General features: G+C 40.5%; 11 protein-coding genes. 2 read left to right on the forward strand and 9 right to left on the reverse strand.

Annotated elements, in window-relative coordinates; all coding sequences use genetic code 11:
- Nucleotides 1–8 precede the first annotated feature (8 nt).
- The 9 genes from NLG07_RS01765 to NLG07_RS01805 all read right to left on the reverse strand — a co-directional run bounded on the left by NLG07_RS01765 (nt 9) and on the right by NLG07_RS01805 (nt 11,175).
- On the reverse strand, nt 9–791 hold the full coding sequence (locus NLG07_RS01765) for an alpha/beta fold hydrolase (RefSeq protein ID WP_254855982.1): 783 nt from the start codon (nt 789–791) through the stop codon (nt 9–11).
- Nucleotides 792–1,075: 284 nt separating this feature from the next.
- Complete coding sequence (locus NLG07_RS01770) at nt 1,076–1,876, reverse strand: ion transporter (protein WP_254855983.1); 801 nt, start codon at nt 1,874–1,876, stop codon at nt 1,076–1,078.
- A 157-nt stretch (nt 1,877–2,033) separates the two neighbouring features.
- Nucleotides 2,034–4,004 carry an LTA synthase family protein gene (locus NLG07_RS01775; protein ID WP_254855984.1) on the reverse strand — a complete coding sequence of 657 codons (1,971 nt, stop codon included), beginning with the start codon at nt 4,002–4,004 and terminating at the stop codon, nt 2,034–2,036.
- A gap of 85 nt (nt 4,005–4,089) precedes the next feature.
- Nucleotides 4,090–4,455: a diacylglycerol kinase gene (locus tag NLG07_RS01780; RefSeq protein ID WP_254855985.1), complete on the reverse strand. Its 366-nt coding sequence runs from the start codon at nt 4,453–4,455 to the stop codon at nt 4,090–4,092.
- 3 nt (nt 4,456–4,458) lie between these two features.
- The gene (locus NLG07_RS01785) at nt 4,459–6,141 is read right to left on the reverse strand and encodes a phosphoethanolamine transferase (RefSeq protein ID WP_254855987.1); all 1,683 of its coding nucleotides are present in this window, start codon (nt 6,139–6,141) and stop codon (nt 4,459–4,461) included.
- 9 nt (nt 6,142–6,150) lie between these two features.
- Complete coding sequence (locus NLG07_RS01790) at nt 6,151–7,761, reverse strand: hypothetical protein (protein ID WP_254855988.1); 1,611 nt, start codon at nt 7,759–7,761, stop codon at nt 6,151–6,153.
- Nucleotides 7,762–8,192: 431 nt separating this feature from the next.
- The gene (locus tag NLG07_RS01795; RefSeq protein ID WP_254855989.1) at nt 8,193–9,482 is read right to left on the reverse strand and encodes a TRAP transporter large permease subunit; all 1,290 of its coding nucleotides are present in this window, start codon (nt 9,480–9,482) and stop codon (nt 8,193–8,195) included.
- Nucleotides 9,483–10,016, reverse strand: coding sequence for a TRAP transporter small permease subunit (locus NLG07_RS01800; RefSeq protein ID WP_254855990.1), 534 nt, complete (start codon nt 10,014–10,016; stop codon nt 9,483–9,485). It lies immediately after the preceding gene.
- Nucleotides 10,017–10,104: 88 nt separating this feature from the next.
- On the reverse strand, nt 10,105–11,175 hold the full coding sequence (locus NLG07_RS01805) for a TRAP transporter substrate-binding protein (RefSeq protein ID WP_254855991.1): 1,071 nt from the start codon (nt 11,173–11,175) through the stop codon (nt 10,105–10,107).
- Nucleotides 11,176–11,415: 240 nt separating this feature from the next.
- Between NLG07_RS01805 and NLG07_RS01810 the strand changes: the two genes are divergently transcribed.
- Nucleotides 11,416–12,825 carry a cache domain-containing protein gene (locus NLG07_RS01810; protein WP_254855992.1) on the forward strand — a complete coding sequence of 470 codons (1,410 nt, stop codon included), beginning with the start codon at nt 11,416–11,418 and terminating at the stop codon, nt 12,823–12,825.
- Nucleotides 12,822–13,454: a response regulator transcription factor gene (locus tag NLG07_RS01815; protein ID WP_254855993.1), complete on the forward strand. Its 633-nt coding sequence runs from the start codon at nt 12,822–12,824 to the stop codon at nt 13,452–13,454. Before NLG07_RS01810 ends, NLG07_RS01815 begins: the two co-directional genes overlap by 4 nt.
- Nucleotides 13,455–13,599 lie beyond the last annotated feature (145 nt).

A 13,599-nucleotide genomic window follows, 5' to 3' on the forward strand; every position in this document is an offset into this window, starting at 1 on the left:
TTGTGGGGTCATAACGCGCGCTCCAATAAATTTTGTAATAACGACTTATACGCCGTGGTTTGGGTGTGGATCCAAGCAAAGTGCCCTGCATGCTGGGTCGTATTCACTGAGGCATTTGGATAACTGGCCTGTTTGATAGGTACTATCTTGTCTTCATTGCCATGCCACAATATCACTTCGATATTGGATGGCATCTGATAAGAGCGCGGCGAGGCACTTTTATATATTTCAGGGATAATTGCAGGGGAGTCGCCCATAAAACGTAATGTAGCTTGTTGGCAAGAATTATCGCCTTGCGCATAAGTAGCAACATCAACAATTGCAGCAAGACCATGCACATTGATATTCGAGCTAGGGGCCCACTGCGACGCTTGTGTTGCGGCTAATAAAGCCAAATGCCCACCAGCAGAATGCCCCACAATAGCAATCGGACGTTCGGTTGCATAGGTTGTGTCAGTTACCGCTTTTCGTAAACCATTGATAATATCGTCTCTGGCAATCGGCCATCCTGCACGTTCATCAGTAGTGCGACGATATTCAAGACCGATAACCGTAAAGCCCGCTTCGTAAAAAGCTGACATCACAGGTTTGGCATGCTCTATATCATAAGCATCCAACCAGCAGCCGCCATGAATAAAAATCAGTAATGGCGCATCGTCGGCTTGTTGCCAACGAAGATAAAATTGTTCCGGCGCTGCTCCATAAATATGTCTCTGAGTGGCTGGCACAGAGGGTTGTGCCAGCACTTCAGAAAAAGTCGCATCCTCTTTAGCCAATGCTTGACTGACCAAAAGGACGCTTATGCATAATGTAATGATGTAATTAATACACTACTCCATTGCCGGCGCATCACTGATATTACGCTCAAGAATTTTGTTGGCTCCAATATCGCTTTCAGTAAAACGCAACGGTCTCAGTTGAGGTTACTCAGAATATAACATGGTTTGATCCAAATAGTGATCATTACCAGCCACATAGGTCATCGAGCACCGCAATCGCGGAATAACTGTGTAAATAACCCCCAATCGGTTTTGACCTATTCACTGTATTGCCATGCTGACTGCTGCAATTGAAACTAGTTTCTTGCTTGCAACTGCTGAATCATTTGTTTTAATTCAGCGATATCCGCTTGTAGATCCGCAACTGTAGGTTCATGAGCCGTTTCTTCCTCACGCATCAATTGATGTTCTTTTTCCATGACACCGACGACAATCCCTATCACCATATTAAGAAATGCAAATGCGGTTAGGAAAATAAACGTAAAATAGAATACCCAAGACATCGGATACACTTCCATGGTTTCGTACATCACATCGGTCCAATCTTCAAACGTCATGACGCGGAACAAGGTCAACATGGAGATAGCAATATCGCCCCACAACACAGGGTTAATCGACTCAAAGATATAACTGCCAATCGCTGCATAGATATAAAAGATGATAAACATCAGTAATAAGACATAAAACAGCTGAGGCATCGCGCGAAGCAAGGAGTTAATTAACACACGTAACTCAGGAACAACCGAAATCATCCGCAACACACGGAAGATTCGGACCAAGCGTGCCAGTAAAGCCATTTCCGAATCATCTATCGGAACCAGACTGACCGCAACGACGAGCGTATCAAAAATATTCCAGCCCTTTTTGAAGAAGGATTTTTTGTCCTCGTCTGTGACAAAGCGCAACGTGATTTCAAATAAGAAGAAAATGGTAATAAACCAATCCATGACCTTCGTAACAGACAGCGCAGAGTCATTCAGAGTAAATGTTTTGGCTCCAATTTCTAGAGCAGAAATGATAATGACCGCAACGACGGACATTTCAAAAATCTTATTGTTGCGCAAGCGCGTCAATGGACCCATAATTGCTACTGGCATGGCTAAATCTTTCCTGTAAAACCATCAAAAATCGGCGCTAGCATAATGCAATTACCCGTACTTGTCATTAGTGCTTTGGTGCGTTTTTTGTCCTTATGGACAGTGATATGGAAGACAAAAAAGATTATCATTATCAGTGTCAAATTATCGTTGAGTATTATTTTCCTCGCTGAGAATACCAATGATTTTTATATGCCAAACTTCCCCACAATACATGAGCCAATGCAATCTCTGAAGTATCACGGTTAACATCTATTGGTGATAGTATGTTGAGTTGATAATTATATTGAAAATTCAAAGGTGCTTTACTTGGTTGTAGGATGGTCACTTCATCATTAACCATGTAAGCGAAATTCTCTGCATACTGCATCATTGCTCTGCCAGAAGCAGTTAGATCTGTAAGGTCTTGACCTAACATTGGTGAAAAATTTTCTATACCCATTAACGATAAAAGAGTTGGGGCTAAATCGATTTGACTGACTATTCTCTTGTCTAAAGTGGGTTCTATACCTGAGTTTAGGATCACACCCGGAATATGGAAATTATTAATCGGAACAAGATCTTTACCCATAGCTCTCGCATCATGGTCAGCAACAACGAGGAATATTGTGTTTTCCCAATAGGCTCGCTTCTTTGCTTTTGCAATAAATTGCCCTAATGCATAGTCAGCATATTGTATAGCTTTATGCCGCAGCAATTCTTTGTCATCATACTGCGTCAATTGTTTATCGCTATACTGGATAGGGGTAACAACACCATCAGGAATTTCAAATGGATCATGGTTACTTGACGTAAATATGAAACTAAAAAATGGTTTTCCTTCGTTATGAAGCTTAGTTAATTCAATATCAGCTTGATTAAACAAATCACCATCACTTGCCCCCCAAGACGCTACAAATTGTGGGTTTTCAATATCATTAAAGTCAACAATGTCAGTAAAGCCGTTTCCTAGAAAGAAGCTTTTCATGTTGTCGAAATGACTTTCTCCACCGTAAATGAATTGAGTCTCATAACCATTTTCTTTTAGCAGAGATGCAATAGTAAAAAAGTCCTTTTGCGATTTATCTAACTTAACAACTGCCCTAGAGGGCGTTGGAGTAAAGCCAGTTATAACTGCTTCAATACCTCTAACGGAGCGAGTACCTGTTGCGTACAACCGTTTAAATGCCCAGCCTTCTTGATTTAATTTATCAATTTCAGGTGTTAGCGGGATTCCACCAAGAGATGATACATATTGGGCACCTAAGCTTTCTTCAAGGATTATCACCAAGTTTTTTGGTTTCCCCTTAAAGCTTGGTGAACGTTTACTGAAACTGGGGGAATGATTGTTTCTGAAGTTGTCTAAAGGTTGTTTTGACTCCTGACGAACGAGCTCAATAACTCGATCATCTTCCATCTTGCCATATAGCTTGGCAGCATTTTTTTCATCACCGAATTGATTAAGCGCATAAGCAACACTGTAAGTTGAATTTAACGTAAGGGAATTAACTAATGGGTCAGTTGAAAAGTACACTAAGGCAGGGTTAATTGGTCTATGGCCTAATGTCCCTCGTGCGGATAAAGAAATCACAACAATCAGCAACAAAAAGGCCACCAGTCTATTTGCTACTGAAGTACCATCTTTGTCTACCTTATTAGAGACTATGCAATCAGAAAGCTGACATAATTTCCTAACAGGTAATAGTAATAGTGCAAACACTAACAATAAAGTAACCAAGTGACCATTCAAAAGCATTTTTGTCACTTCGTCTGGATACGCTAAATATTCAATAAATAATCTGTTTGGTCTGAAACCATATTCATTGATAAAAGCAGGTGTTACTAATTCAAAAAATAGAATTGCTATAAACCACACAAAAAACCAAGTTTTCAGTAAATGTGACCACTGAAAATGAAATCGTGTTCTTGATATCCAAGGATGTAATAATGCGGGCACTGCGCATATATATGCCGCACTACTAAGGTCAATACGAACTCCGCTGCCAATAAGGTTTGCAAAATTGCCAACGCCTTCAAATCTATCTACTTGCCATAATGCCAACCCTGTACGGGTCAGGGTAAGAAAAACTATGATGGAAAGAGTGAATAAAAGAAATGGTCGAATAAGGCTGTAGATTGTCGTATGCATCGCTAATAATTTGAATATTAAAACGATGCCTACTTTATGAGACCTAACTTAAGATTTACTGAAGAAAAACTGAAATAATCTCAAGTTAAATAAGTACCGAAAGCCAAACAAAAGTAGCAATTACTATACTAACCAATACTGCGGCAGACCCTAAATCTTTAGCTAAACCTGACAGTGGATGTATTTCTAATCCAACACGGTCAACTACCGCTTCTATTGCGGTATTTATTATTTCAGTAAACATAATGAACAGTACTGCAACGATCAGTACGAGCTGTTCTTTCAGTGTAATATTGAACAAGAAAGTTACGGGGATCGACAATACAAGCAACAGTAACTCTTGTCTGAATGCGGCTTCATTCCTTAGGAGCCACTTGAACGCTCTTGTTGAATTCAATGTTGCGAGATACACTCGTTTAAGACCTTTTGGTTTGTTTTCGCTATCAAACACGGATTAATTTACTCCTTGAGTATTTGTTGGTGGCTTTGCTTTTGCGACTGAAATGTCATTAGTGCACTGGTGAAAAGGATTATTTTCAGGTTTATAAACTTTTGAATTAACCTGCATTTCAGCTAATAAAATATCGAACACATTGTCATGCGATATAGGCTGTTCACTAATATCCATCAAACAATCTAACTTAGCTTGGTGATGCCACTTATCTCCCCAGTAAATCAGTGGCACTTTTGTTTGTTCTTCTGGTGCAAAAGCATAAGGTAAACCATGTAAATAGACGCCGCTTTCGCCCAAAGATTCACCGTGATCAGAGACATAAATCATTGATGTTTTGATGTTATTATCATTGCTCAATTCATTTAGTTCTGTGATGATTTCTGACAATACTAAATCGGTATAAGCAATAGTGTTGTTGTAAGTATTCACCAGCTCCTCTTGACTACAATTTTGGATATCACTACGTTGACAGTCTGGAGAAAATACTCGTTTATTTTTGGGGTAACGTCGGTAGTAAGTAGGCCCGTGAGAGCCGATCATATGTAATACAATTAACGTATTGTCGCTTTTCAACGAATGAAGTTTATTTCTTAATGCTTCAACCAACACCTCATCAAAGCAATATTCGCCATCACATAATGGCTTATTGCGATTTGTTGAAATTTGCTCAGTTTTGACACGAGCGCAGACACCTTTACAGCTACCATTATTGTTACTAATCCAAAAGACATCGGCACCAGCCAAATGAATTAAATCAATGGCATTCTGTTGAGCTGTAGCCACTCGTTTTTCATAGTTTTCTTTGTTTAGTCTAGAAAACATACAGGGAACTGATACCGCTGTTGCAGTACCACAGGATGTAACGTCTTTAAATGAAACAACGCCTAAGTCTTTGGTTTGGTTATTGGTCGGTTTGTCATAACCATTTAAAGAAAAGTTTCGGGCGCGAGCTGTTTCACCAAGCACCAAAACGGTAATGCTTTTAGTGTTATTCGGACTAGAAATAGTTGGCGAAGTATCTAGTAAAGTAAACTTTAAAGGCGGATAGAGATAGTTTCTGTTTGCATATTTCACTGTAGAATCAATTAACGCATAGGGAGTTAAATAGCCGATCAAATCACGGTTATTTCTTCCAATGGATGCATAGCTAGAATAAAAAACGATTGCAATTAAAAAAATGGTGGCGAAACTACCGCTGATTAATTTAGCTCTGGAAAGCAACTCTCCCATAAAGGATGAATATGAGAGTTTTACTTTCGCAATCAGTATTGATGGCAGAATACCTAAGACAACAAAAAATACACAAGCAGAAAAATTAACATATGAAAGTGCTTCGGCTCTGTCAGTTTCAAATGTGTTTTGTATCATCCCATAGTCAAAAACAATGCCGTAGGTCACTGTGCTATAAAAAACAAGGGAAGATGTTAGTACTAATAGTATTAGTAGTGGTTTAGTTATCCAACGAAATGCAAAGAAGGATTGAAAGATGATCGATAATGACAGGAGGAATATTGGGACAGATAGTAGGAAGAAAATATTATACTCACTAAGTGCCAATATTGCAGAAGACGTTTTTAAAATAAACGGAGCGTTTAACACCAATGTTACATACCCACAAGTAAACATAACTAACTGATTGGTGGTAAGAGTGAGATTTTTTAGAAAAACTAAAGCCTTGTTCATTATTACACCTTAAAATGAATGCTTTGTAGTGATACGAAATTCGATACCATTGACGTTTTGAACTGAGGTCATTGGCTTGATGATATCTACATGTATTACGCGAGCTTCGCTGGTTTGCGTCGAATAAAATCGAGCACCAATACCTACGGAAGTCATCCACGAATCTTGGTCGGTGGTATTATCTGAACTACCAAAAACTCTGCCTGTATCGACAAAAATAGCCCCGCCTAACTCAAGTAATTTATAGATATTGATGTGAGGATAATAACGAGCTTCAGCAGTAAACTGGGTGCTGTGGTCGCCATGTCTGTATTGTAATGGGTAACCTCGTAAGCCAGTTTCACCACCTAAGACGATTGGACTGTCTTGAAATTGATTTTCACTAAATTGACTGCTGTTTTTTAAATAGGCACCCCAGCTATCATTTATTTTATGAAAGTATTCATTATTGACGCTTAAAACAGTTCTATTTGCATTGTCGGCATCACTGTAAATTTCCCCATCTAAGGTTGCAGTAATAAACCAAAATGCGTCATCAAATATTTCTATGCCTTTTGTTAAACTTGACCGCCAAAGTAATGTTGGTGAGGTATCTGTATTCCCGATATCAGTGCCAACCTGAGTTGTTAAATTCCACCCCAGATTGAAGTCTTCTATATGACTTATCAGGTTGAGGTTAGAAAGTTTTCTGAAGTCTTTTTGCAAATAATCAACACTAAGAAAAGGGTATATAAACTCTCTATTTGAGGGTGCTACAGAAATTAGTTCGGGATTTTGTATCTCATTAATTACTGAAAATTCATGCTGTTCATTGGTAAAGCCAATACCAAATCTTAATGTATCTTCTTTGGAGTCATTTTTAAGCCATTGCCAGCTAGCTGTTGAGTAACGTTGATTGTGTTCAAATTTGTTGTAAGTTCTGCCAAGTTTGTATTGGGTATCTATTTGCCTAAAGTTGTCAAAGCCAATATTAAATGCATTGTTGGTATCAAAACTTACAAAGTCTTTCTGTATGAATACAGATTCAGATGTGCCGTCGTCGCTGTTGGTTAGATTAACTTGCGCGTTAATATTATTATTGAGGAATAATGGGAAATGAGTTTTAAATTTATATCCACTGCGTTGATCATTGGTAAACGATTCAAGCTCAGCGTCTATACCCAAGCCTAAGAAATTCCTGTCTTTGATGCCAATAGCGTATTTATTCTTTCCCCCCTTACGGCCAAAATCTACTGTTGGCATTAGTGACCAGTTATCCCATGTTTCAACTGTGATTTTGTCAGAGTTCTCGTTTCGAGTTACTCGTGCATCTCTTATGTATTTTTTACTTCTGAGGTGGCGTTCCAGTTCTTCAAGATCTTCTTGGCTTACATCACACTTTTTGATGAAAAATGCTGCTTCATTGTACAGTGTTTTATTTTTGGTTTTGATATGAAAAAAGTTAGCCCAGCGATGGAGAAAAATAGTATCGGAGTCTTCTAGGTTAAAAATATCGTTGGTCTTAAATTCTATTTTATCTTTTTGATTACAATTATCGTCAGTTGCATTCGCTGCTTGTGCTCTACAAGTTAATAAAATTATTGATGCTGCAAGTAGGTTGATAACAAAATGCTTTTTCATAAAGACACCTCTTATGAGTATGGCTTTATGATAATTTTGTTAACTTAAGATTTACTTAAACTGATAACTACCAAAGTTTTGCATTTTTTGCTTTAAGCGCGTCGCAGCAAACCATAGTCGCGAATGCGTGCATCAAACTACGAGTTAAAATCAGCGCTATCTAATTGATTACGATATACCTACAGAAATACCCGCTTTTTCTGCAGCGACAACTTGGGTGTGCTTTTATCAACGGACGAATATCAGAAACTTATTGGTAATCACTCGACTTTATTAGAAGATTTGTGCATACCCATTATGTGAGATGACGAGAAACACTAACGATTTTGCACAATTTGAGCACGAAGTCACTCTCATTAACCCATTCTTGTAAAAAAGGCCTCACTGTCCCACAGCAAGGCCTTGTTCCAACACACTGTTCTTTGATTTCGTTAGAACACGATAAACGTATCCGGGAACGCAATGATCAAGGCTAACACCGCTACCTGCAGACAGATAAACGGTATCGCCCCTTTGTAAATCGTTGTGGTTTTCATCGATTTGGGCGCCACGCCTTTGAGATAGAATAGACTAAAACCGAAGGGTGGCGATAAGAACGAGGTCTGTAAGTTCATCGAAATCAAAATGGCAAACCACACCAAATCAATGTCCAAGGCCATCGCGACAGGTGTAATGATTGGCACCACCAAAAACGCAATCTCAATAAAGTCGATAAAGAAACCCAAGATCAAAATCGCGATCATTACCAAAATAATGAAGGTCCATTTTTCACCTGGCAAATCCAAGAAAAACTCTTCAACCAAGTACTCAGCACCAGAGTAACTAAACACCATCGAGAACGCGGTTGCACCAATCAATACCGCAAAGATCATGGAAGACACTTTGACGGATTCTTTGGAGACACCGACGATGGTTTTGATATCTAACCCACCATAAAACTGAGCCAGCAATAACGCGCCCACCGCACCAATTGCAGAGGATTCAGTCGGCGTCGCAATGCCGCCAAAAATCGAACCTAACACCGCAACAATCAGGATCATCGGAGGCACGATGTCTTTCAATGCTTGCTTGATGATAGTGGCTTGGTCTTCTTCGACTGGAATTGGTGGACAATAATGGGGTTTCAATTTAGATAACACGACAATGTACAAGACATACGCGCCAATGAGCATTACCCCTGGGATCACCGCGGCCTTAAACAAATCGCCAACCGCAATTCCCATCACATCGCCCAAGATAATCAAAATGATCGACGGAGGAATAATCTGCCCCAGCGTGCCCGACGCACAGATAACACCAGCAGCGGTTGGCTGATGGTAGTTGTTTTTGAGCATCACAGGCAGAGAGATCACGCCCATTGCGACGACTGAGGCACCGACCACACCAGTCGAAGCTGCAAGCAATGCACCGACCACAATGGTTGAAATGGCGACACCACCTGATACTGAACCAAATAACTTCGCAGAAGACTCTAGTAAACGCTCGGCTAAGCCGGTTTTTTGCAGGACAATGCCCATAAAAATGAACATCGGGATCGCCATCAAGGTCGTGTTTTCCATAATCGACATGATGCGATACGGCATAAATTCGAACAGATCGATGCCTAAGAATCCCACCCCAACAATGACTGAAATACCCGCGAAGGTGAACGCGACGTAATACCCACCGAACAAACAAATCAGTGCGGCAAAAAACAATAAAATACCAATTAACTCTTCCATTTAGACGCCCTCATTATGGATGTGGTCGTGGTGCACATTGGGGCGACCTAAGACAAGAATATTTTCAAGAATATGATGAAAAATGCACAGGATTAAAAACACATTGGATGCTGGTATGACTGAGCGAATGATCCAACGATAGGGTAAGCCACCCGGATCAGGCGAGCCTTCCATCATTTCAAATGCATCATAGGCATAACCATAGCCGTAGTAGGCTAGAATACCAGCAATTGGCAATGCAAAGAGCATGGCACACACAATATTGAGTTTCGCTTGCGTATGAGGAAGCCACTTTTCATAGAAAATATCTACTCGAACATGCGCATCTTCTTTCAGTGTGTAACCGATACCAAACATGAACATCGCAGCAAACAAATGCCATTCTAATTCTTGCATGCCGATACTGACGTTATTGAAAAAATAGCGCATTAACACATCGTAGAAGACGTTTAATACCATCAATACCATCAATAGGACGCACACATTCCCCATCGCATCGATAAATTTTCCGAGTACTTTATGTAAACCTTTCATTATATGCCTATTGCTTGTTGTGACATGAGTGACATAAAAAAGAGGCAGCCACAGGCGGTTGCCTCTTTATATATGTTAACCGGAAAACTTATTGAGAATCAAAGCTCTCTAAGTAAGCGCGGTCAGAGAAGTTGGTCCAAGCACGTGCTTTTTTGCGATACGCTTCAATCGAATCAAGGATTTTCTTAGATTGTGGATCGGCGTTGGCAAACTCGACCAATAATTTGTCGTTTTCTGCTTTAATTGCATTCATCACCTCAGCTGGGAACGAACGAATTTTCACATTTGGGTATTCGGTTTGAATCGTCGCCAAGTTGACTGCACTTTCGTGAGTAGATTGAGTGTACATGTCATAAGCAGCGAGTTTCATTGCGTTAACTAGGATTTGTTGCAAATCTTTAGGCAATTTATTAAATGCGCGCTCATTTACCATGAATTGCAATTCCGTCGCAGGCTCATGCCAACCAGTGTAGTAATAAGGCGCAATTTTGTGGAAGCCCATGCGCAAGTCTAGAGACGGACCCACCCATTCAAGTGCATCAATCGTATTACGCTCTAGCGCAGTATATAATTCAGCAGATGGAATGTTCGTTGGCTTAGCACCTAATTTTGCCAATACTTCACCAGCAAACCCAGGAATACGCATTTTCAGACCCTGTAAGTCTTCTAATGAGTTGATTTCTTTGCGGAACCAGCCACCCATTTGGTTACCTGTATTACCACCAGGGAAAGACAAAATACCATACTTATCGTAGGTTTCTTTCATCAATTCCATACCACCGCCGTGGTAGAACCATGCGTACTGTTCGGCAGTTGTCATACCAAAAGGTAACGTTGTGAAGAATAACGTATGAATGTCTTTACCCTTCCAGTAATAAGACGCAGAGTGACCCATCTCATATTGACCCGATTTAACAAAATCGAAAATACCTAGGGCAGATTTGTGCTTATTCGAAGAATCGATGCGGATGATCAAACGACCATTTGACATTTCTTCGACCATTTTGGCCATATTCTTGGTCGCATCACCAAACACAGGGAAGTTCGGTCCCCACGTTTCAGCAAGTTTCCAACGATACACTTTTTCTTTTGCCATTGCGATAGGGCTTGCTAGCAAGCTCACTACCAACAATGACTTGGCGAGAGTTTTAAAATTCATGTGTGTGTCCTTTAATTTGTTGTACTATTAAAAACAACATCACTTTAACAAATACAAGCAAAATACCAATTCGCAAAACTACCTATACCAACTAGGTAGTTCTACCTATGCTTTTGATTGATGGCCAGAATGTCTCTGCATTTACACTTCGGGTCTTTATGTTTTTTTACGACTAAGGTCTAGGGCGATAAGGCGGAGAATTTGGCAAAATAACATTGTATTTACAATTCTGTGAGCATTATGTTTTCTTTTCGATATATTTGGTTGATCATCGTCCAGGTCGCGGTCACAGCTGTTTTTACTTATGTTCTGGTAACCCAAGAATATCGCGATCTATCCGAGCAAAATCTTGCATCACTTGAAACTTTTCTGATTGAACAAAAGCAACGGGAACTCAAAAATTACACGTCACTCGCCGTCACCGCCATTGATGATGTCTATTATGGCAATGTGTTTGCAGAACCAGAGGCCAAAGCACACGCAGCCCAAACCTTCACACGGATGTTGTATGACGGCATCGACGGGTATTTTTTTACGTACGATCAGTTTGGCACCAACATTGTCCTACCTCATCAACCTGAGCGCATTGGCAAGAACTTTTGGGAGCTAACCGACCCCGATGGCGGTAAGACGATACAGATCTTGATCAATTTGGCGCAAAACGGCGGTGGGTATCATTTTTATAAATGGTCTCAACCATCTACTGAAGCCATCACCGATAAGCTTAGTTATGCAACCTATCTCGACAAATGGGACTGGATGGTGGGAACGGGGGTGTACCTCGACGATGTCTATGCTCAACTGGACAAAATCCAAGGTGAAATTGATGCCCAAGTCCAAAATACCCGCCTAATCATACTGGCAGTCGCTATCACTTCCATTATGTTAATATTGTTTGTGGCGGTTGCTATCAGTGTCACTCAGAAACAAGAAAATGAAGCCAAAGTCTCAGCCTTAGGGCAAAAAATCATTACCTCACAAGAAGACGAACGCCGTTATATTGCGAGAGAATTACACGATGGCATCATTCAAATGCTGGTCTCGATCAAGTATTCCCTAAGTGCCACCAAAATGATGTTAAAAAAATCTCATACCCCTGAACCGCAAGCGCTCAATGCGGCATCGTCTAGCTTAGATTTGACCATCAATGAAGTCAGACGTATCTCTCATCACTTACACCCACAAATCTTGGACGAATTAGGATTGTCAGCCGCGATTGAAGCACTCGCCGAAGAATTTAGTAAGCGTACCCAAATTGCTGTCACCGTTAATAAACTGAAAGTTAGAAAGCTCTTATCGCCACAACTCAATACCTCTCTGTATCGAACCGTACAAGAATGTCTGACCAATGTAGAGAAGCACGCCAAGGCGCAACGGGTGGACATAGACTTAGAAATGGCAGAAAATTGGTTGAGTTTAAAAATTCGGGACGACGGCCAAGGGTTTAATCCGGAGGATACTGATAAATTTGGGATTGGACTCAATAATCTGCAAGAGCGCGTGGATTATTATCAAGGCAAAATTGCTATAATATCGAATCGACGTGGCACCAAAATCGAAATCAAAATACCGCTGAGTAGTTTTGCCAAAAACTTTGCGACGATCGACCAAAATAAAGATCAGCAAAATACCGAGAAGGGAACTGCATGAGTCCGACGATAAAAGTGTTATTAGTGGATGACCATCCAATGGTTCGCGACGGTATTATGAGCTGTTTGGCGTTTTATGATGATGTGGAGGTCATTGGCACAGCGAATAACGGTAGCGAGGCGATTACCCAGCTGAGAACATTGACACCGGATGTCATTATGATGGACATTTCGATGCCAGACCTAAATGGCATCGATGCTACAGAACAAATCCTAGAAATATCGCCACACTCCAAAATTCTGATTTTCAGTATGCACGATAATGCAGAGTACATTACCAACGCGGTTCAAGCAGGAGCCTCTGGATACATCCTCAAAAATACAGATGCTGACGAAGTGTATCTGGCCATCACTCAGGTGGCTCAAGGACGACGTTATTTTGGTGAAAACATCGCGCAAATTTTGTTGAGCAAACCCACCCACCCTGAGGCTGCTCGATTAACAACTCGCGAACAAACTGTGTTGTCTTATCTCGCCCAGGGATTGTCCAGTAAACAAATTGCCGAGCAAACCCATATCAGTGTTCGTACCGTAGATGCTCATCGCCGTAACATCAAGGCTAAACTGCAATTAGATACCGTCGCAGAGATGATTCGCTATGCAGTTGAGCATGGCCTTGTCAGACGCTAATACCGTTTTTTATACTAAATTATAGTTTTTGATATGAGTCTTGGTTCGCCCCCCTGATTTTCGACTAGGACAAGACTTTATTCAAAGACAAGTTAGCGAAACCGGTCACCCCTTATGTATTAGTTGAAACCATACATAAGGCGTT

It is taken from the genome of Alteromonas sp. LMIT006 (genome assembly GCF_024300645.1).
In the GTDB taxonomy this organism is placed as follows: Bacteria; Pseudomonadota; Gammaproteobacteria; order Enterobacterales; family Alteromonadaceae; genus Opacimonas; species Opacimonas immobilis.

Excerpts from the sequence above, each read along its gene's own strand:
- NLG07_RS01770 (WP_254855983.1), bottom strand. The coding sequence starts at position 1,876 with ATGCCAGTAGCAATTATGGGTCCATTGACGCGCTTGCGCAACAATAAG.
- NLG07_RS01775 (WP_254855984.1), bottom strand. The coding sequence starts at position 4,004 with ATGCATACGACAATCTACAGCCTTATTCGACCATTTCTTTTATTCACT.
- NLG07_RS01785 (WP_254855987.1), bottom strand. The coding sequence starts at position 6,141 with ATGAACAAGGCTTTAGTTTTTCTAAAAAATCTCACTCTTACCACCAAT.
- NLG07_RS01790 (WP_254855988.1), bottom strand. The coding sequence starts at position 7,761 with ATGAAAAAGCATTTTGTTATCAACCTACTTGCAGCATCAATAATTTTA.
- NLG07_RS01795 (WP_254855989.1), bottom strand. The coding sequence starts at position 9,482 with ATGGAAGAGTTAATTGGTATTTTATTGTTTTTTGCCGCACTGATTTGT.
- NLG07_RS01800 (WP_254855990.1), bottom strand. The coding sequence starts at position 10,016 with ATGAAAGGTTTACATAAAGTACTCGGAAAATTTATCGATGCGATGGGG.
- NLG07_RS01805 (WP_254855991.1), bottom strand. The coding sequence starts at position 11,175 with ATGAATTTTAAAACTCTCGCCAAGTCATTGTTGGTAGTGAGCTTGCTA.
- NLG07_RS01810 (WP_254855992.1), top strand. The coding sequence starts at position 11,416 with ATGTTTTCTTTTCGATATATTTGGTTGATCATCGTCCAGGTCGCGGTC.
- NLG07_RS01815 (WP_254855993.1), top strand. The coding sequence starts at position 12,822 with ATGAGTCCGACGATAAAAGTGTTATTAGTGGATGACCATCCAATGGTT.